This window comes from Anabaena sp. CCY 9910 (assembly GCF_963920875.1).
GTDB classification, from domain to species: Bacteria; Cyanobacteriota; Cyanobacteriia; order Cyanobacteriales; family Nostocaceae; genus Trichormus; species Trichormus variabilis.
Genome location: NZ_CAWUDJ010000038.1, coordinates 1 through 21,871 on the forward strand (window position 1 = coordinate 1; position 21,871 = coordinate 21,871).

9 protein-coding genes and 1 pseudogene are annotated in these 21,871 nt (G+C 37.2%); 4 read left to right on the top strand and 6 right to left on the bottom strand.

Features of this window, described 5'->3' with window-relative positions; all coding sequences use genetic code 11:
- The 3 genes and pseudogenes from ACM5QX_RS22665 to ACM5QX_RS22675 form a co-directional block, all read right to left on the bottom strand.
- Positions 1–640, bottom strand: a pseudogene (locus ACM5QX_RS22665) (GAF domain-containing protein); the annotation flags it as partial.
- Positions 641–643: 3 nt separating this feature from the next.
- Complete coding sequence (locus ACM5QX_RS22670; protein ID WP_414755612.1) at positions 644–4,621, bottom strand: WD40 repeat domain-containing protein; 3,978 nt, start codon at positions 4,619–4,621, stop codon at positions 644–646.
- A gap of 32 nt (positions 4,622–4,653) precedes the next feature.
- Complete coding sequence (locus tag ACM5QX_RS22675) at positions 4,654–5,160, bottom strand: hypothetical protein (RefSeq protein ID WP_414755613.1); 507 nt, start codon at positions 5,158–5,160, stop codon at positions 4,654–4,656.
- Positions 5,161–5,625: 465 nt separating this feature from the next.
- On the opposite strand from ACM5QX_RS22675, the gene ACM5QX_RS22680 reads away from it, so the two are divergent.
- Positions 5,626–5,793 (top strand): hypothetical protein, encoded by a 168-nt coding sequence (locus ACM5QX_RS22680; protein WP_414755614.1) that lies wholly within the window; start codon positions 5,626–5,628, stop codon positions 5,791–5,793.
- A 914-nt stretch (positions 5,794–6,707) separates the two neighbouring features.
- Here ACM5QX_RS22680 and ACM5QX_RS22685 read toward each other — a convergent pair.
- The 3 genes from ACM5QX_RS22685 to ACM5QX_RS22695 all read right to left on the bottom strand — a co-directional run bounded on the left by ACM5QX_RS22685 (position 6,708) and on the right by ACM5QX_RS22695 (position 12,500).
- The gene (locus tag ACM5QX_RS22685) at positions 6,708–6,851 is read right to left on the bottom strand and encodes a hypothetical protein (protein ID WP_414755615.1); all 144 of its coding nucleotides are present in this window, start codon (positions 6,849–6,851) and stop codon (positions 6,708–6,710) included.
- An 813-nt stretch (positions 6,852–7,664) separates the two neighbouring features.
- A complete protein-coding gene (locus ACM5QX_RS22690) occupies positions 7,665–11,189 on the bottom strand; it encodes an AAA-like domain-containing protein (RefSeq protein WP_414755616.1) in 3,525 nt (1,174 codons plus the stop codon).
- 18 nt (positions 11,190–11,207) lie between these two features.
- The gene (locus ACM5QX_RS22695; protein WP_414755617.1) at positions 11,208–12,500 is read right to left on the bottom strand and encodes an AAA-like domain-containing protein; all 1,293 of its coding nucleotides are present in this window, start codon (positions 12,498–12,500) and stop codon (positions 11,208–11,210) included.
- 614 nt (positions 12,501–13,114) lie between these two features.
- Here ACM5QX_RS22695 and ACM5QX_RS22700 point away from each other — a divergent pair.
- From ACM5QX_RS22700 to ACM5QX_RS22710, 3 genes are all read left to right on the top strand, one after another.
- Positions 13,115–13,657: a COP23 domain-containing protein gene (locus tag ACM5QX_RS22700; RefSeq protein WP_414755618.1), complete on the top strand. Its 543-nt coding sequence runs from the start codon at positions 13,115–13,117 to the stop codon at positions 13,655–13,657.
- 184 nt (positions 13,658–13,841) lie between these two features.
- Positions 13,842–17,876: a tetratricopeptide repeat protein gene (locus ACM5QX_RS22705; RefSeq protein WP_414755619.1), complete on the top strand. Its 4,035-nt coding sequence runs from the start codon at positions 13,842–13,844 to the stop codon at positions 17,874–17,876.
- 224 nt (positions 17,877–18,100) lie between these two features.
- Positions 18,101–21,781 carry a tetratricopeptide repeat protein gene (locus ACM5QX_RS22710; RefSeq protein WP_414755620.1) on the top strand — a complete coding sequence of 1,227 codons (3,681 nt, stop codon included), beginning with the start codon at positions 18,101–18,103 and terminating at the stop codon, positions 21,779–21,781.
- The last annotated feature ends 90 nt before the right edge of the window (positions 21,782–21,871 follow it).

Here is a 21,871-nt window from a genome sequence, read left to right on the forward strand (position 1 = left end):
ACGTGCTATGTCTCTTATCCAGTCTGCTTTGTAGCTTCTTTGTCACCCCTTCAGGCGTGTTCTGATAAGAAGCTATACCAATAAAGGCCAGTATAATCGATGCTAACCCAAAACCCCCAGCGATCGCCTTGAAGAATTGTCTACGTACCTTCTGACCATGTTTGCGTTGCTGGGTGATGAGTGCTAAATCAGCTAAGTTACGCCGTAATTCCATTTGCTTGATGACTTGGCAACCTAGAGCTTGTAGTGCCTCAATCTGCTCAGTAGTCAAATTTCGGGGTACATAGTCAATGACGCAAAGTGTTCCTAGATTATAGCCTTCAGGGTTAGTGAGGGGGACACCAGCATAAAAACGAATATGAGGGTCTGAGGTAACTAAGGGATTGGTGGCAAACCTGTCGTCAGATTGAGCATCAGGTACGATGAACGTCTCCGATTACAGAATGGCATGAGCGCAAAATGCCACATCTCGATACGTTTCTCATACATTTAACCCAACTCTTGACTTAAACCACTGGCGATTCTGATCAACTATCTTGATTAAAGCAATGGGAGTACCGCAAATATATGATGCTAAGTGAGTGAGGTCATCAAAAGTAGCCTCAGATGGTGTATCTAGGATTTTGTATTCTAAATCCAGATATCACTTCATAATCTCTTGACATATATTTCGGTCAGATTGACTGAGAGTTTGATTCGTATTGAGATAGTCCTCAAGCCAACTACAGCCCTTGTTCAAAAGCTTATCCAAGTCAAAGTTCCATAATACTACAAATGGATTCCGCCCAGAAGAAACAAGAATTTTACCGTTGGTGCTAAATTGAAGCTTTGTATAAGTCTTCTGTTCTCCAAGTTTGCCAACCAAGCTTCCATCATTTTGATACATTTCAATAAAACTATCTTCTCGATTTGGTGCTGCTGCAATCAAATTATTGTCATGGTTGAAGCTAACACTAGCAAAGCCACCTTGAGTTTCAGCAAGAGTTTGACCATTTACAGAATCGCCATCAATCGCCCAAAGCTTGAGAGATCCTTTATAAAAGGGTAAACTAAAAGTACGTGTACTAGTAGAAGCTATCATGGCTTCTTCTGCGTTAATACTAATGTCAGAAACCGATTCAGTATGCCCCTTAAATGTTTTCAATAAAGTACCATCAAGCTTAAATATCTTAATAATACCGCTTCTACTACCTAGAACAATCAAATTCTTGCGGCGGCTAATCACACCACTAGTCCATACATCACTAGGACTTATATTAGCTCTAACAGATGTAACTTTGAATGTGAGATTCTCTCTATTACGCAAGACTTTTAGGTTAACTGTCTCTCCTACTCTATTTAGGACTTTATGTAAAGGAGTTTTGTAAGATATCTCTTCTGCTTTTAGTCCCTTAGTTGAGACACCATCAATCTCAATTATTTGATCATCTACTTTCAAACCAGCCAAGAATGCAGGTGAATTTTCAATAACCTTGCCAATAAAAGGGAGTGATGTATTATTGTCATACCCAATATAAGCACCTATTCCTGCTCTATGATCTTCCCACTGAGATAATAACTTTCCATCATAGTTCCATATACGTACTACATTATCACCACCAAAAGAAAATATCCTCTTGTTACTAGAATCAAATATAGTAATAGGACCATTATCATAACTTGCCTCTGAATCTAACTTAACACCACTCAATTTAGGAATAGTCTCATCGTTTTGGGAAGAATTATCAGTATTCTTATTTGTCGGTGATTCATCATTTTTACTCTCTTCCAGGTTCCAGCTAAAGTCAGCAATATGCTTTCCATCATTAGTTAATAACTGAACTGTATGCTGTCTTTTATCCCTAATTCCAGCAATGGAAATAATTTGTCCATCTGGACTGAAGTTCAAACTAGTTACTTTAATATTAGGTTTTATCTTGGTTACCAACGAATCATCCATTTTCCAAACTTCAACAACATCGTCAGTTGCTGTTGCAATTAATTTCCCATCAGGAGATAAGCTAAAAAATTGTGTCGCTAAAAAAGGCTTAGAAGTGCGAGGGTGAATATTTAATGTTTCCAAAGATTGCCCCTTGAGTTTCCAAATCCGTATGGTTGAATCCTGACTTGACGATGCAAGTTCTTTGCCATCAGGACTAAAACGCAAACTAGTTATAAAGCTATTGTGTCCGTTGAGAGTACTCAGCAATGTCCCATCACTTCTCCAAAGTTTGATAGTATTGTCATAACCACCTGATGCAATAATTTGACTATCAGGGCTAAATGCCACTGTTCTAATTCCATTAGTATGTCCAGACATACTGTGTAGCAAGGAGCCATCTGAACTCCACAATTGCACAGAGCTTCCAGCAGCAGTAGCAAGCAATTGACCATTAGGACTAAATGTTACAGGAACCCATTCGGTATATTCTGAGTTCATAGGAGATAACGATAGACTCTTAATAAACGCTCCATCGCGTTTCCATAGTTTCACCACAGAATCTCTTGTATTTGGAGTGCTATCACCACTACCGGTTGCAATTGTTTGACCATCAGGGCTGAAACTTACACTATTAACTGCAATACTTTTATCGTCCTGACGTAAAGTGTTTATTAAGTTGCCATCACGACTCCATACCTTAGTGGTACCATCATCACCTGCGGAAGCAATCATTTTTCCATCAGGACTGAAACTTACATCACGAATTAGTATTCCACGTCCACCATGCTTCAATTGAATAGACTTCTTACTCTGAATTTCATATAAATTAACGATACCATTACCCCCTAATGCGATAAGTTTGCCATCAGGACTAAATTGAACGCTTTTAGCCCCATTAAAACCCAATAAAGCACCTCCTTGGAAAGTGTTGAGTAAAGTGCCATCCAACTTCCAAAGTTTCACATCATTTAAGCTAGAGGAAACAATCTGATTACCGTCTAAACTAAAATCAATCATAGTTACTTCTGAACTATGACTTTGAAGGCGATTTCTTTCTTTAACTCCATATACGATCTGTCTTAAAGAAGTTAAAGTACGCGCTACAGTCTTTTCACTTGCTTTACCTGAATTTCTTAATCTTTTTAGGGCTATACCAGCCTTTAGACTATTTGATAAAGCTTCGATTTCTTGATTTGAAGAAAACATAGTCTCTGCTGTAGCAATCTGAGAAATGACTTCTGCATTTGCTTGAGCCGTTGAAGCATTTGACCATCCTATAGTAGCGATAATAGCAAGAGAGGATGCAATGATAGAAAAAACTAGAAGTCCTATAATAGTTCGCTTTCTTTGAGCATTTTTGATTCTTTGTTCTTTTCTCTGTAGAATTAGACTTGCTTCAATATATTCTTCTTCAATTAGGGTAAAGTCTGCTCTCCTAGTAGAGAACCATTCTCTAGCCTCAGCAAGAGCTTGTCCACGAACAAGAGAACCTTCATCCTTATTGTTTCTTGACCATTGCCTAATGATAGATCGGAGATTCTCTTGCCAAATCCGAAACTTTCGATCAGCAAGTATCCATTGACGTAATCGATCCCATCCTCTAATTAATGTTTCATGAACTACTTCAACTGTCTCCTCACCTGTATCTTGATTATACCCAGTCACCACTAAACGAGCTTCTTGACCAGCTAAATAAGTTACTAAATTCCAATTAGAAACTTCCGAGCGAGTTATGATCTTTCTTGTATCAAGAGCGTTTTCAGATATATGTACTAACTGCAAAAATAGTTTCTCAGCAGATTTTTGTTCAAATTCTGAAAGGCTTGCGTAAATTTTTTCTGCATGATTGGCAAGTGCCTGCTTAACTTCTCCTATTTGGCTATAAGCTACGTGGGTTAGTAAGCCCTGTTGCTGCTTACTCCAAAGCAAGGTTAAAGCAAATTCCATTAAAGGAAGATTTCCTGGCTCTTCTCCAACGTCATCTAAAATACGGTCTGCTAACTTCTCTTCTAACTTGATACCAAGCTGAATAGCAGGACACTCGATCGCTTGCCTCATCTCTTCACAAGTCATTCCACTTAGTAATTGTGGAGGGTATTGTTGCAAAATATCTCTGAAAGGACGATAAGCAAGGACATATCCATAGAAATCAGCCCTCAATGTAAAGACGATATGTAGTTTCACCCCACTTCTTGGAGATGCTAATTCCACTGAATTCAATAGTTGCTGTAAGAAACTCTCTCTCTCATGATTACTTTGGCAAAGTGTATAAAGTTCTTCAAACTGATCAACAATTAAAAGAAATTTGATGTTCTTATCTAACTTTCGTAAAATATGTTCTACTACATCACTTAGTTGAACTTCTTGCTCTCTTAGAGATTTGACTAATTTACTATTCTCTCTTAGAAAATCAACTTCAGATTCTTTAGAATAAAGTAGACTGGTAAGTTGGTAGGATAAATTATAAAAAGGTCGATTGCCTGGCCTAAAGCTTATCCAAAGCCACTCTTCTTTGATAAGTAGCTTTGGAAGCAACCCAGCGAATACAACTGAGGATTTGCCACTACCAGAAGAGCCAATCACACCAACTATTGGATACTGCTGAACAGCATCTACTAAGCCAAGGGTACTTTCCGAACCTTCCAAAAAAACTTCCCTGCCGAAGAAACCATCTGCGTCTTCTAAGCGAAATGCTGACAAACCCCGATACGGACAATCTGTAACGAGGTCAACTACTTTTTTTTAGTTTTATCCAGTAGACGACTGAATGTGGGGAAAAATTGTTGAAGTATACCTTGTGTACCAAATTCAATTTCGTAAGATACAAAAGGAGGAAATAGCGGAAGCGTAGCTTTTAATTTGGCAGTAGAAGATTTCTCTGGCTCTCTCAGTTTATCTCGAATCTCAATAAGTAGATGAATTATCTCATCTGGATATCCGTTAAACCTATGTTTAGTTATTTGCTCGATTGTTTGAGTTACTTCAATAATTACATCATTCGCATCTATTTCATCAATAGACAATGTATTGAATTCTTGATATAGAACTTGCCAATACTCTGCTTCGTAGCGACGAATGTCTGGAAGAATCTCTTCCCTAATTCGCATTTCAATAGAAATTTTTGCTTCAGCATCATATGCTGTAATACGGCTACGCTCCATTCCTGCCAATTTTTCATAAAGGAGTTGAAGGTTTTTCTTCAGATCTGATAATCGGCTATTTTGAGGCATTTTCGGCATATCCCTTTAGTCATCAATAGGGTAATGACAAGACTCATAACATCTAACCGAAATTTGATGTAGATATCATTACCTTACAAGAAAGCATACCCAGATTGGTTAGTGGTCTAACGTTCCTGGTCAGGCGAAATATTTCTTCACATTGCCGATCAAAGAAGCGTCAACTCACATCTTGCACCAATAAAAATTGATATAACTTTATAACTCAGTAAAAAGCTGAAATAATTAATTTAGCGTTAAAAGCTTACATAAATCAGGTAGCTTTATTACGCATCTTTTTACTTGACCTGGGGTTGTACATAGAGATACAAAATAAGATACCCTTATCTTTTATACGATAAAAACTACGGTATAAACTTTTATTTTTGACAGCACAAATTTTTCGACACTCCCTGTGACTGTAAGCATAAGTTTGCCGGAACGGCACGTTTATGGTTTCAAATGGACTTGCGACAGGAGAAAATTTTGGGGCTTTCAAAAGATAATCTTGTTATTTCCAGCTTTTTGGGGCGCGTCAGCTTTGAACTTTCGGCACGTTTATGCTTGATTTTTGAACTTTCGGCAATTTTATGGTTTCAAAGCGAAATATTAGGGCAGCGATCGCCTACGGCGGGCGCTTGCGCCATCGCTTAACGGTAAATTAAGCTTTTGAGCTTGCTTCCGGCAAGGTTATGGTTTCAAAAACGGCAAACTTTTGGTTACAGTGACACTCCCCATTGTCGTGTCGGTTCGCGGACAAGATGAAAATTGTCGCAGACAAACGCCTTTGTATAGCAATGGAGAAATTTTGGTCGCTAAGGAAACTGATGGTGCTGAAACCTAGCCATAACAAGCACTTCAACAATCATTATCAATTCAGCCTACTTTGATATTTGAAGGGGTTAACTGTCCCATTTTTAGTCAATAGTGGGACAGTTGATCCTGTTCAAGCATGATTTTGCGTTGATGCAGCTTGCTAACTGTAGTTGCCCCAATGACCGAAAATGGGACAGTTACTCTTAGCGACCATTTGTGGGTTCGCACATAAGATGAAATTTGAACAACGAATTTATAGGGGTTTGGGGCATCGAGATTCGCGCATAAATTGAAATCGATTATGAGGCAAGGGTTTGAGCCAAATAGTCAATTCGCAGATAAAGTGAAATTTTCTGCTTTGATTTAACATCAGCCCGAATGCTTTTAAAAACCTACTTTTCAAGTGCGATCGCCCGGTCTAGAAAATTGCTAATACACCTTGATAAGAAGGTAGCTAAGTAGCTGTTGTACGTAACATTTAGGTTGTTAGGTATAAAGCTCTATCACTCTTACAAGAAATACTGTGAATTTCTGTGATGAGATGCAAAATTTCAATTTATGTGCGAAATCGCTAAGAGGCTCAAACGCTTACTCCATAATCAATTTCACCTTATGCGCGAATTAGAGAGGCTGAAACCTCTGTAAATTCGTTCTCAAAATTTCACTTTATGCGCGAACCCACAGTTATAGGGTTTCTAGCTCCTCTTGTCGCAGACAAAGTGAAAATTTGTCGCGGAGTAGATGAAAAATTCCTACCAAATTCGCGGACTAATTGAAATTTTCCGCCCAATGGGAATAAAAGGGCGCAACTCATTCCAGTATAAGGCTTTGGAGCAATAATTCTGTAAGTAGCGATCGCCGTGTACTACGAGAGAATAAGGGTTACACCAGGTCATTTTCAATTAGTCTGCGACAAATTTTCACTTTGTCGCCTTTGTATAGCAGTGGGGAAAAAATGTGTGGGTTCGCGCATAAAGTGAAATTTTGAGAACGAATTTACAGAGGTTTCAGCCTCTCTAATTCGCGCATAAGGTGAAATTGATTATGGAGTAAGCGTTTGAGCCTCTTAGCGATTTCGCACATAAATTGAAATTTTGCATCTCATCACAGAAATTCACAGTATTTCTTGTAAGAGTGATAGAGCTTTATACCTAACAACCTAAATGTTACGTACAACAGCTACTTAGCTACCTTCTTATCAAGGTGTATTAGCAATTTTCTAGACCGGGCGATCGCACTTGAAAAGTAGGTTTTTAAAAGCATTCGGGCTGATGTTAAATCAAAGCAGAAAATTTCACTTTATCTGCGAATTGACTATTTGGCTCAAACCCTTGCCTCATAATCGATTTCAATTTATGCGCGAATCTCGATGCCCCAAACCCCTATAAATTCGTTGTTCAAATTTCATCTTATGTGCGAACCCACATAACTACGTTGAAAATTTTTCAATTAGTCCGCGAACCGACACCATGCCGATTGCTGACTTATTGCAATTTTTTAAAGCTTTGATTTGGTTGTAGCGCAGTTGATCTATTGGGGCGTTTCTGTCTACAACTGCTCATAATTCATCTTAGCTTTTCTTTAGCATTAATCTCTCGGTCACCAGGGGGTTCCGGGATCGTTCCGGTATGTGGTACAGCAGTCTTTAGCCCCAGAAGTACACTATTTCTAGAGTGTGACAACTGAGATTTGTCACTTTTTGTCACTCATTAGTTACATAAACGCAGCTTATCACGCGCTCCTGGATGAGTAACAAAATAATCTTGAAGCCATTGACATCCCTGTGCTAGTAAATGATCTAAATCCAAATTCCACAAAATTACTTTGCCATCTTCACTAGCAGAAACAATAGTCTTGCCATCAGGGCTGAAAATAAGGCTTGTCACTGGTTTGCTATGTCCAGTGAGGGTAGTAATGGGAGTTCCATCTCGTTTCCAAAGTTTGATAGTTGTGTCATAACTACCAGAAGCAAGGATTTTACCATCGGGATCGGTGCTGAAACTGACGCTTGTGACTGAATTGTTATGTCCTGTCAGAGTAGTGATTGGTTTTCCGTTCCTTTGCCAAAGTTTAATAGTTTGATCTGCACTCGCTGAAGCAATAATTTCTCCATCGGGACTGAAACTTATACTATTAATCTCTTTTCTATGTCCATTTAAAGTAGTAATTAAAGTCCCATCTATGTGCCAAAGTTTTATAGTTCTATCATCACTATCACCACCAGAAGCGATAGTTTTACCATCTGGACTAAAGGCAATACTGGTTACAAAATTTTTGTGGCTATCTTTACTGGGAGATGAAATCAGAGTAGGAGTACCCTGTTTCCAGATTTGAATATTACCCTGGCTAGTACCAAAAGCAATAATTTTACCATCGGGGCTAAAACTGACATTTGTTAGCCACTCTTTAAAAGCAGGGAGAGTTTTAATTTGCTTGCTATCCCATCTCCAGAGTTTAGCAGTGCCTTGATTCATACCAGCAACAATAGTTTTTCCATCTGGGCTGAAACCGAGATCGTTCTTCAGACCTTTATATCCTTGTAGGGTCTCAACTAGGCTTCCATTTTGTTGCCAAAGTTTTATAGTCCCATTACCACTGGTAGCTATGACATTTGCTTGGGTATTAAAAGTTATACTACCGATTTCATTTTGATGTCCATTTAATTTTGTTACTTGAGGTATATCCCAGCGCCAAAGTTTAATTTTGCCATCTCTGTCAACAGAAGCGATCGCTTTACCGTCCGGGTTAAAATTGATGCTAGTGACTGAATCACTATGTCCAACAAAGGTATTAATTAGAGTAATTAGAGTACCATCTAATTGCCAGAGTTTGATAGTTTGGTTACTACTCCCAGAAGCAATAAATTTACTATTTGGGCTAAAACGAACGGTATTTATTCTATCTGTATGCCACTCGATAGGTTTAACTAAGTTGTCATTAAGTTTCCAAAGTTTGATAGTTCCAACATTATCAGTAACAATAGCAGCAGCAATAGTTTCACCATCGGGGCTAAAAGTGACACTTGTTAGCCAACCTTTATTCCCAGAAAGAGTTTTAATGAAGGTTCCATTGCGGTTCCAAAGTTCAATATTTCCTTCTTCACTACCAACAGCAATAATTTCCCCATTAGGGCTGATTGCAGCAGTTGTAGTTAAACTCTGCATTTGCACGGGTATAGTTGTAATCAGATTCCCGTTCAATTGCCAAAGTTTTATAGTTCCATCTATGCTGGCAGAAACAATAGTATTATCAGAACTAAATGACACACTGACTACCGAACGTTGATGTCCAACGAGGGTTTTAATTAGAGTACCATCTCTCTTCCAAAGTTTAATAGTGCCGTCATCACTAGCAGAAGCTATGAATTGGCTATCGTGGCTCAAGCTCAAGCTTTTCACCCTCTTTTTATGCCCAGAAAGGGTTTTGATGGGAGTACCATCTCTATTCCAGAGTTTAAAAGTACCGTCATTATTATCAATAGTACGGTCATCATTCGTAAAAGCTATAAGCTCACCATCGGGACTAAAACTCACAGCACCACCATTTATTTTTTGACCAATGTCAAATTGATTATATTCATGAATATTGACGAGAATATTTAGTAAAGCAGATAAGGGGGTAGTTGTTTGATATTCTCCCAAAGAAGATTTATTATACACAAGAGGTTTTAAATCTTGAACAGCCTTCATGGCTGAAAGTAAAGCTTCAAATTGTTTAGATTTAAATTGTTGCTCGGTATTATATCCCACTTGTGTAAGTCTCTTAGCTTCCTCGGCTTTATGTAGTATATTTTGTCCTACCAAAACCAGAATAGTTGCAATAATCCCTCCTAGACAAATGATATACATCGCTTTCTGATTAGCTTTAGCTAATTGTTGTTTTCCCCTTTCATTGGTTTCGTTCAGTTTTTGTCTAGCTATTTCATTAGCATCAGCTAATTTCTGATTAACTTCAGTCAATTTATGATTAGCTTCAATTTGTAATTCTGTAGTAATTTTTTGGCTAGATTGTAAAAATTCATAATCAGTATTACTAAGATTTTTACCAACTGCCCATGTTAAAGCTTCATCTAAAGCTTTCCCTTGCAATAAGCAGGATGGTTCTTGTTGAGAATTTAACCAGTTATTAATTGCTTCACTATAGGGGCGAAGTTTATCTAACTCTTGTTCAATCCAATTTTGATTAAAAACCGCTTGATAGATGGGATTATATACTTTTAAATAATTATCTTTTTTGACTACTAAACCTGATAGTCTCAATTCTGTTTGCTCTTGACTACTATCTACGATTACCCTCACACCTGGGTGTAAAACTTGTTGATATAATCCCAATAGTCTGCTTGCTTTTTGTTCATTCCGCAGTAGACGATCTCGTATGGTTCTTAAATGCTCTGGTTCATCTTGGGTTTCCCAATTATTTATAATATATTTATTAACTAATTCGTTAACATTCAGACAGCTATTTGTTCTTTCTTGAGCAATTAAGCTGCACAATTTTTGTGTAAGGAATGGCTGTCCACCAGTCCAATGTAACACATCTTGTAATACGACTTCTGGATGCTCTACTGTGTCTGCTAACCCTGGAATTAATGCCTCTTTCGCTTCGACAAAGCTAAACCCGGTTAGTTCTATGGAACTACCAATATTAAACGGTGTACGTTCTCTCTCTTTAATTAAATCTCCTGGTGTCGCTACTCCTAGCAAACAAAAAGTTAGACGTTCATATTTAGGAGATTCAGCACGTTGATTGTAACAAGCGCGAATTAAAGCGAAAAAATCATCTTTAAATTCAGTTTTGAGTAAGGTATCAATTTCATCAATAAAAATGATTATATTCGCTGATAATTTATTCAAAACCAAGGACTCAAAAAGTAAATTTAATCGCTGTACATCTGTCCAAGAGTCATGCTGTAACCACCAACTATTAAAATCTATATCATCAATTTCCAAACTAGTTAACAATTGATTTGCAAATCCCTTGTACCATTTTTCTGGACTGACATGACCACCAAGAATAGTCAAATCAATAGAAGCACATTTTATTCCTATTGCTCTGAATTTTTTGATTGCTTGTACTCGCAAACTAGATTTACCCATCTGTCGTGAGTTAAATACAAAACAATACTCCCCAGTCTTCAACAGTTGAAAGATTTGTGCATCGGCTTTTCGGGATACATAGGTGCGATGATTCGCATTTAAACTACCACCGACTTTATAATAGTTGTCAAATTTCATTGTTTTTACACCAATTCATTAGAGGCGAGCGCAAAAATATTCATGATACAAACGGCAGCGTGGTATAACAATATTATTGGTAATTTTAATTAGTCCCATACTATCTAATTGATAGATTTGGCGATTTTTAGATTCTAATTTAACTACTTCACGAGTATTCAATATGGCTTTAAATACACTTCCTAATTCTTGATTTTCTTGGAGTGTCTCTAAATGTCGTCGTAAATGCTCAGTATAAATTCCTATATCTGTAGCTGCTTCTTTGATTAACTGCTCAATAGTTACATCCTGACGTACTAGATAATAAAGTGCCAATCGCACTAAATAAGGATGTCCTCCCACTAAAGACATAATGGGAAAAATATTTTTACTATCCCAACCATGTCGAATAGCTAAACTTTTCACCTGTTCCTCAGTAAATTCTTCTAATTTAATTGGTAAACCTACATTAAAAGGAGATTGATTAATATCTAAACGTCCATAATCTTCTGTAGAATGTGATACTAACAGCCGCAATTTTTCCCATGTTTCTGATTCATTAGCATTTTCATTCCAATTACGCAACATGGGGAAGAAATTTTCATAAATTTCAGGATATTCAAATAATTTATCTACTTCATCTAAAGCGAGAACTAAAACACCATCTAATTTTTTTAGCAGATTTTGGAATGTAAAAGTGCAATTGACCATACTGGGAGTATCTAGATCCCAAGCTGGTAGTGGAGGTGCTGAAGACAGTTGATTAGTTACATAAGCATAAAAACTGCGTAAAAAATCATTGGCATTAGTAAATTTATTTGTTTCTATTAAGCTGAAATTCAAGTAAATTGTACTATAATTACTCTTCTTAGCTTCAGCCCTAATTCTTTTTAAAAGTGAAGTTTTACCCATCTGCTTGGGGGCTTTAATCCGAATGAGCGCACCTGGTTCTTTGATAGCACTATAACAACGAGATTCAATCGGAGAGCGTTCTTGATAAAAGGCAGAGTTAACTGGTTCTGGCCCTTCTGGAAACCTGATATTCTGAATGATATGTCCGCATTTTTCTAAAGCTTTAACACTGACTAACTCCGGCTTATACTTAGCAAATATTTCAACCAAGTTACAACGGTAATCTGGTTCTGTTTCAGGAGGAAAGCCAAATTTAGTAGATATATTTCTGAGTTGATGGCTAGCAGTAGAACGATGCGTAGCTCCAAGTTCTCTGGCTATGTGTTCATCTGTCTGTCCACCTAAAAATAATGGTAAAACCTTCTTCTGTTTCGGAGTTAATTCGTATTGATATATGTGTTCAAAAGCTTCTTGATTCATAAGTATATTGATGGCTTGCTTGATTTTTTTTATTTAACGTGTTTGTAAAATCAGTGGACTATGAGCAGTCTTGAGTTAAGAAGAAAGATGTGAAAAACTGCAAATTCAGTATAGATACGTATAAAAAGAAACAAAGTAAATTGACTTGTATTTGCTGTAAATGATACTATCTTCCCGCTTTTGCTTCAAATTACAAAATAAATTTAATCTCAGCAATATTTAGAGTGCGTGATTTTATATGACGTACAAGATTTGTGTTGTGCTGGCGATAGTTCTTGTTTGTGTAATTAGCAAAATCTTCTGCATATATTATTATAAGAACACATAATATGTAAATTTTATAATTAATTTATAAATTGACTTTCCAGTTTTACTTTAGCAGCAGTCAGATAGACATTAACAATGTTGAAGAAAACTTCACCAACACAGATGTTGAACTTAAATTGATGAACTTATTGTCAAATTATGAAATGTATATAAGTCAGCTTTTAAGATGAATATTAACAAAGCAAGGACAGTAATTCTGACATTTATTGATTTTGCTAGTTTTGAAAATATAACTAGCTCGCAATTATCCCAAAAGATTTCTTGATTGACGTTGAAGGAGAAAAAATATGAATTCCAAATTAATCGTTTCCCTGTTCACTGGCTGCGTTTTGACTGCTACCTGCATCACTTCTATGATTAGTCAAGCCAAAGCTGATGACGAAGTTCGCTTTATCTGTGCTTCGGGTTACGACCAACAAACTGATAAACGCTTTCCCACAACTTACGGTTGGACATCACGGGGGAAAATAGCAGTTATTCGTTGGAAATATCGTTGGTTCAACAGTCAAACTATTACTCCTGACAAACGCTGTGAAGAAGTATCGTCACGATTTCAGAAAGCTTATAACAATCAAAGCTTGTCTTACATCACGAATGGTACAGCTAATGGACAAGCAGTCATTTGCACAGCCAAACAAGTAGATGCTCCTTGCGATACTGTACTGCTAACTTTACGACCTCAAGATGATTCCTTGCAGATTCTTAATGAACTCAAAGAAATCCTGAGAGGGCGTAGTACTAAACCAATAGAACATAGCTCTAAGAAACCTCAAGTTTACTACAAAATTGACATTAAGAAGTTTCTGCAAACAGCCCCTGTAGAAAAATAATAATATCAATTCTTGTTGATATCAGGCTGCTGCTATCTCAGTAAATATGCTCGTAGTAGGCGATTAATCGCTAGTAAAATTAGATATATACCACTATTTATCTTTGATTAAGACGCACTAAAGTGCTTACTACGAGCGTTCTTTATCTATAGGTTAACTCAATATTACTTTAATCAATTGAAAAATGAAGCGTTTTAATATTTTTGCTCTCGCTGGCTTAAGTAGTCTCCTCATGCTCCCTAGCGTCGATGCTGAAATACCTCAGCAAGCATTTAATCAAAGCAATCCTATACTTGCAAGTAATACCCTATCTCCAGAAAAAGTTCGTCAATTAGCTCAAGCTGTCACCGTTAAAGTATTTAGTTCTAATAAAGGTGGAAGTGGAGTATTAATTGGTAAACAAGGGCAAACTTACACCATTCTCACTAATGCCCATGTTATTAGTAACAAAGGCACTCATAGCATCCAAACACCTGATGGTAAAACCCATAAGGCTACAGTTATTAGCAGTGGTAATTCTTTATCAGGTAATGATTTAGCTGTCTTGGAATTTCAAGCTCAAGAGAATTACCAAATTGTTACCTTAGCAACCAACTCGAATTTATCAGAAAATCAAGAAGTATGGGCTGCTGGTTTTCCCGATGATAGTAAAGAATTGGTCATCACCAATGGCAAAATATCTCTGCTATCTCCTCAACCATTAATCGGTGGATATCAAATCGGGTATACCAATGAAATTCGACAAGGAATGAGTGGAGGAACACTATTAAATCAAGAAGGTAAATTAATCGGGATAAATGGTTTAAATAATAATGTGATTTTAAACGATACTTACACCTATGAAGATGGGACAGTTCCTAATGCAGAAGAAATTCAGCGATTGAAAAAATTTAGTTTTGCTGTTCCCATTCAAACTTTAGCGAAAGTCGCTCCTAATTTAGCAATTATTCCCCCAGAATGGCGAAATCAGCAGCAAGCTGTAAAACCGCCAGTAGGTAATACATTAGCGGATAAAATCAATAACATAGCTCAACAGATTACTGTCAAGATTGATTCCAAAAATCATGGTAATGGTTCTGGTGTAATAGTTGCTCAACAAGGGCAAACTTATTATGTGGCTACAGCGCGTCATGTAGTAAAAAATCCAGATTCTTATGAAATTATTACCCCTGATGGTAAGCGATATGCAGTGAAACCAGAAAATATAATTAAGTCAGACTTAACACACGCTGTATTGATTAAATTTACTAGCAATGAGCGCTATGATATTGCAACTATTTCTACATATAACCAATCCGTTTTAGATTCCATTAACCAAAAACAAAAAAAATTTTGGGTATTTTTATCTGGTTTTCCCGAAAAGAGTGTAAAGCCGCAATTAAATCCAGGGTATCTTCAAGAAAGAGAAAATTTATTTGCAAATACAGACAATAGTGAGTTGTTGACTGGTTTCCTTAATAATGGTTATAGGTTGAATCTGAGCTACTCCAATTTATCGCTGGGTGGAATGAGTGGAGGCCCAGTAATAGATGTTAAGGGGCAAGTAATTGGGATTAATGGAGGTATTGACAATCAACAGACTGAAATAGGTTTTGGGTATGGTACACCCAGTAGTAGCATTGTGGGTTTAGCCACACAAGAAGGAATAAAGTTAGTCGTCACTTCCGAGACACCAAGCATCAAAGATTCAGAAATTAATTCACTGTGGGAGCATCCATTATTTGCTATTAAAAAGCCGCCAGCCAATGCAAACGAGAATGAGTTATTTAAATATGCCAATCAACTATGGCGAATCAGAAAATATTCAGAAACAGTAGCTGTTTTACAACAAATACTGAAGCTAAATAAAAACTCTTATAAAGCTCATTACGTAAGTGGTTTAGTATTATCTAATGAAGAAGATAAACATGAAAAAGCTCTAGATGCTTTTGATAAAGCAATTGCTATTACGCCAAATAGCTCTGAGGCTTGGAAATTAAAAACTGATGTATTACATAGGTTAAAAAAATACCCATTAGCTCTAGCAGCAGTTGACAAGGCTATTGAGTACAGTGATAAAGACTTTAGTCTTTATTTACTTCGTTCGTCGATATTACTTCAATTAAAAAGATATCCTGATGCGCTAGCAGCAATTAACGAGGCGATTAAGATTGAGAGTTTTGATTTCAACTACTTAATACGGGCTAATCTCCTCTATCTTTTGAAAGATTACCAAGCAGCACTAGAAGATTCTAATCAATTGATTAAGCTTAAACCTGATGATGCTAATGCTTACCTTTTGCGAGGTAATATTCGTGTTAAATTAAAAGATAATAAAGCAGCTTTAGCAGATTACAATCAAGCTATTAAACTCCAACCTAATAATGGCACGTCCTACTACTTGCGGGGTAATGTCTATAAAAACTTGAAAGATTATCGAGTAGCACTAGCAGATTTTAATCAGGCGATAAATCTTAAACCTGATGATGCTGATGCCTATCACTGGCGGGGTAATTTCTACCAGCTATTAAAAGATAATAAAGCTGCCTTAGCAGATTATAATCACGCGATTAAACTTCAACCTGATAATGCGCTTCGATATAGTTTGCGAGGTATCTTTTATGCTGAATTGAATGATAATAAAGCGGCCTTAGCAGATTTTAATCAGGCGATTAAGCTTAAACCTGATAATGCTGAGCCTTATTACTGGCGAGGTAGTGTCTATGAAAATTTGAAAGATGATAAAGCAGCGCTAGCAGATTATAATCACGCGATTAAACTTCAACCCGATAATGGCTACGCCTACTACTGGCGAGGTAATTTCTACAAAAATTTGAAAAATTATCCAGCAGCGCTAGCAGATGTTAACCAAGCGATTAAATTTGAAGCCGATAATATCAGTAACTACATTTTGCGTGGTGCTGTCTATAAAGAGTTGAAAGAGTATAAAGCAGCGCTAGCAGATTATAGCCAAGTGATTAGACTCCAACCCGATAATGCCAATGCCTACAGCGCTGCCTACAGGGCGCGGGGTGATGTTCTCTATATGTTGAATAAGTATCAAGAAGCACTAGCAGATTTGAATCAAGCAATTAAACTTCAACCCGATGATACCAATAACTATGTTATGCGGGGTATTATCCATAAAGGATTGAAAGATTATCAAGCAGCATTAGCAGATTTGAGTCAAGCGATTAAACTCCAACCCAATGATGCCAATAACTATGTTATGCGGGGTATTATCCATAAAGAGTTGAAAGACTATCAAGCAGCGCTAACAGATTACAATCAAGCGATTAAGCTTCAACCCAATTATGCTGATGCCTACTACTGGCGGGGTGATGTCTTCTATCTGTTGAACAAGTATCAAGAAGCGCTAGCAGATTTCAATCAAGCTATTAAACTTCAACCCGATAATGCCAACAACTACGTTACGCGGGGTAATCTCCGTGTTAAGTTGAACGATTATCAAGCAGCGCTGGCAGATTTCAATCAAGCTCTTAAGCTTGAACCAAATAATCCTAATGCTTACTACTGGCGGAGTGATGTCAACTATTGGTTGAGAGATTATCAAGCAGCACAAACAGATTTAAATCAAGCAATTAAACTTCAACCCGATAATGCCAATACTTACTACTTTCGGGGTGTTGTTCGCTATTTCTTAATAGATTATCCAGCAGCACTGGCAGATTTGAATCAAGCAATTAAACTTCAACCCGATAATGCCAATGCTTACTACTGGCGGGGTTTTGTCCGTAATGGGTTAAAAGATTATCAGCCAGCACTAGCAGATTGCAATCAAACAATTAAACTTCAACCAAATGATGCCGAGGGCTACTACTGTCGGGGCGTTGTTTACCAAAAACAAGGAAATGATAACGCCGCACTATCAGAATATGCTCAAGCACTTACTAAAGACAAAAAATTTGCCGCAGCTAACGCAAAAATTGGCTACATCAAATATGAAAGGGGAGATGTTGAAGGGGCAATTCAAGAGTGGCAAAAAGCCATTCAAGTTAATAGTGACTTAACAGGGCCACAATTAGCACTTGCAGTAGTTTTACATAGCAGAGGCGAGCAACAAAAAGCTCTCAATATGGCACAAGCCACCTTGCGTGTGGATAAATATTTAGCTGATGTTGAGGTTCTCAAACAAACTCTTTGGGGTACAAAACTAATTGCAGAGGGAGAAAAGCTCCTCTCTCATCCTAATATCCAAGCATTGCGAGTCAAGAAGTAGGTTAGTTGTTGTTGTGAGGATAATTAAGGTGTCTCAAGCAGCAATCTTTTCTTGCTAATACCAGACTGCTGCTATCTCAGTAAATATGCTCGTAGTAAGCGATTAAGCGCTATAAAAATTTAGATGTATACCACAACTTATCTTTTATTAAGAAGCAATTTTCTGCTTACCACAAGCATTTTTTATCTATAGGTTAACTCAATATTACTTTAATCAATTGAAAAATGAAGCGTTTTAATATTTTTGCTCTCGCTGGCTTAAGTAGTCTCCTCATGCTCCCTAGCGTCGATGCTGAAATACCTCAGCAAGCATTTAATCAAAGCAATCCTATACTTGCAAGTAATACCCTATCTCCAGAAAAAGTTCGTCAATTAGCTCAAGCTGTCACCGTTAAAGTATTTAGTTCTAATAAAGGTGGAAGTGGAGTATTAATTGGTAAACAAGGGCAAACTTACACCATTCTCACTAATGCCCATGTTATTAGTAACAAAGGCACTCATAGCATCCAAACACCTGATGGTAAAACCCATAAGGCTACAGTTATTAGCAGTGGTAATTCTTTATCAGGTAATGATTTAGCTGTCTTGGAATTTCAAGCTCAAGAGAATTACCAAATTGTTACCTTAGCAACCAACTCGAATTTATCAGAAAATCAAGAAGTATGGGCTGCTGGTTTTCCCGATGATAGTAAAGAATTGGTCATCACCAATGGCAAAATATCTCTGCTATCTCCTCAACCATTAATCGGTGGATATCAAATCGGGTATACCAATGAAATTCGACAGGGAATGAGTGGAGGGACACTATTAAATCAAGAAGGTAAGTTAATCGGGATAAATGGTTTAAATAATAATGCGATTTTAAACGATACTTACACCTATGAAGATGGGAGTGTTCCTAATGCAGAAGAAATTCAACGATTGAAAAAATTTAGTTTTGCTGTTCCCATTCAAACTTTAGCGAAAGTCGCCCCAAATTTAGCTGTTATTCCCCCTGAATGGCGGAATCAACAGCAAGCTGGAAAACCGGCAGTAGGTAATACGTTAGCGGATAAAATTCATAATATAGCTCAAAAGATTACTGTCAGGATTGACTCGAAAAATCATGGTAATGGTTCTGGTGTAATAATTGCTCGACAAGGGCAAACTTACTATGTAGCTACGGCGCGTCATGTAGTAGAAAAGTCAGATTATTATGAAATTATTACCCCAGATGGTAAGCGATATGCAGTACAACCAGAAATAACTACGTCACAGGGAACTGACGCAGCCCTCATAAAGTTTACCAGCAATAAAAACTATACGGTTGCAACTATCTCTAAAGAGAATCGCTCTGCTCTTGATAACACTGATCAAAAAAATATGTTGGTATTTGTATCTGGTTTTCCTGGAGTAGATAGGGGAAAGCATAAATTGACTGTCGGTTTTTTAACAGTAAAAGAAAATTTATTTTTTGATGTAGACAGCAATGAAGTAGAAAACCATGATTATATAAAAAATTTACTTCAAGATGGTCATGATTTGCGTTATTCCAATTTATCACTAGGCGGAATGAGTGGAGGTCCAGTACTAAATTTTATGGGAGAAGTAATTGGGATTAACTTAGGTGCTGACCCTAGAAAGCTCAAACAAATTGATACTAATGATAAAAATAGACAACCAGTTGATATTGGTTTTGGTTTAGGAATACCCAGCAATACACTTCTGGGTTTAGCGACGAAAGTAGGACTGAATAAAAAATTGTTAAGGCTCGTCAACAATAGTAATATATCTCAACCACAAACTATACAAGATTCAGAAATTAATTCACTGTGGCAACATCCATTATTTGCTATCCAAAAGCCAGCAGCCAATGCTAATGAATATGAGTGGTTACAATATGCTAATCAAATATGGCGAATCGGAAAGTATTCAGAAACTGCTGCTATTTTACAGAAAATAGTTGAGTCTAAACCAAATTATTATCAAATTCATTTTGTACTAGGTTTAGTACTAACAAATCAAAAAGATAAACTTGAGGAAGCTCTTGCTGCTTTTGAGAAAGTAACTACTCTCAAACCAGATTTTTATGAAGCATGGAAATGGAAAACTTCTGTGTTAATAGGTTTAGAAAAATACCCATTAGCTCTAGCAGCAGTTGACAAGGCTATTGAATACAGTACAGATAAAGACTTTAGTCTTTATTTGTTTCGTTCGTCGATCTTATTTCGATTAAATAGAAATCCAGAGGCACTAGAAGCAATTAACGAGGCGATTAAGATTCAGGATCTTGATATCAACTACTTAATGCGGACTTATGTCCTCTATCAATTGGAAGATTACCAAGCAGCATTAGCAAGTTCTAAACAATTAATTACACGTCAACCTAATAACGCCAATAACTACGTTCTCCAAGGTGATATTCACGTTAGGTTGAAAAAGCATCAAGCAGCTTTAGCAGATTACAAGCAAGCAATTAAACTTCAACCTGATAATTATGATGCTTACGTTTCACGAGGTGATTTATACGTTGAGATTAAAGATAACAAAGCAGCGCTAGCAGATTACAAGCAAGCGATTAAACTTCAACCTGATAATGCTAAGGCTTACTACTGGCGAGGTAATTTGCACAAAGATTTGAAGGATTATCAAGCAGCGCTAGCAGATGCCAATCAAGCGATTAAATTTAAACCCAACAATAGCAACAACTACGTTCTCCGGGCTAGTGTCTACAAAAAGTTGAACAAGTATAAAGAAGCCCTAGTAGATTACAATCAAGCGATTAAACTTCGACCCAATCATCTTAATTACTCTTTGCGGGCTAGTTTCCACAGAGATTTAAAGGATTATCAAGCAGCGCTAACAGACTACGACCAAGCCATTAAGCTTCAACCCAATGATGCCAACACCTATCAGCAGAGGGGTAATGTCCACTTTTTGCTAAATAAGTATCAAGAAGCACTCACAGATTACAACCAAGCGATTACACTTCAACCTGATAATGCCGATAACTACGCTTTGCGCGGTATTGTCCACGTTGCGTTGAACGATTATAAAACAGCACTAGCAGATTATGATCAAGCGATTAAGCTTCAACCCAATAATAGCAGATACTACGTTTTGCGGGGTAATGTCCACAAAGAGTTGAAAAAGTATCAAGAAGCACTAGCAGATTGCAATCAAGCAATTAAACTTCAAGCTGATAATGGTAGTGCTTACCACTGTCGGGGTAATGTCAACTATTGGTTGAGAGATTATCAAGCAGCTCTAGCAGATTACAACCAAGTGATTAAAGTTCAACCCGATAATGCCAATGCTTACTACTGGCGGGGTGTTGTCCGCTATTTCTTAATAGATTATCCAGCAGCACTGGCAGATTTAAATCAAGCAATTAAAGTTCAACCCGATAATGCCAACGCTTACTACTGGCGGGGTTTCGTCCGCAAAGAGTTAAAAGATTATCAAGCAGCACTAGCAGATTGCAATCAAACAATTAAACTTCAACCAAATGATGCCGTGGGCTACTACTGTCGGGGCGTTATCTACCAAAAGCAAGGAAATGATAACGCCGCACTATCAGAATATGCTCAGGCGCTTGCCAAAGACAAAACATTTGCCGGAGCTAACGCAAAAATTGGCTACATCAAATATGAAAGGGGAGATATTGAAGGGGCAATTCAAGAGTGGCAAAAGGCTATTCAAATTGATAATGACTTAACAGGGCCACAATTAGCACTTGCAGTAGTTTTACATAGCAGAGGTGAGCAACAAAAGGCTCTAAATATGGCACAAGCTACCTTGCGTGTGGATAAAACTTTAGCTGATGTTGAGGTTCTCAAACAAACTCTTTGGGGTACAAAACTAATTGCAGAGGGAGAAAAGCTCCTCTCTCATCCTAATATCCAAGCATTGCGAGTCAAGAAATAAGTTAGTTGTTGTTGAAAAAAACTTCACCAAAATCAACCCTAGTCTCACCTGGGAGAATTTATTCTCAAATTTCGACTGGGGTTGGTGAAG

Excerpts from the sequence above, each read along its gene's own strand:
- ACM5QX_RS22675 (WP_414755613.1), bottom strand. The coding sequence starts at position 5,160 with ATGCCGAAAATGCCTCAAAATAGCCGATTATCAGATCTGAAGAAAAAC.
- ACM5QX_RS22685 (WP_414755615.1), bottom strand. The coding sequence starts at position 6,851 with ATGACCTGGTGTAACCCTTATTCTCTCGTAGTACACGGCGATCGCTAC.
- ACM5QX_RS22690 (WP_414755616.1), bottom strand. The coding sequence starts at position 11,189 with ATGAAATTTGACAACTATTATAAAGTCGGTGGTAGTTTAAATGCGAAT.
- ACM5QX_RS22695 (WP_414755617.1), bottom strand. The coding sequence starts at position 12,500 with ATGAATCAAGAAGCTTTTGAACACATATATCAATACGAATTAACTCCG.
- ACM5QX_RS22700 (WP_414755618.1), top strand. The coding sequence starts at position 13,115 with ATGAATTCCAAATTAATCGTTTCCCTGTTCACTGGCTGCGTTTTGACT.
- ACM5QX_RS22705 (WP_414755619.1), top strand. The coding sequence starts at position 13,842 with ATGAAGCGTTTTAATATTTTTGCTCTCGCTGGCTTAAGTAGTCTCCTC.
- ACM5QX_RS22710 (WP_414755620.1), top strand. The coding sequence starts at position 18,101 with ATGAAGCGTTTTAATATTTTTGCTCTCGCTGGCTTAAGTAGTCTCCTC.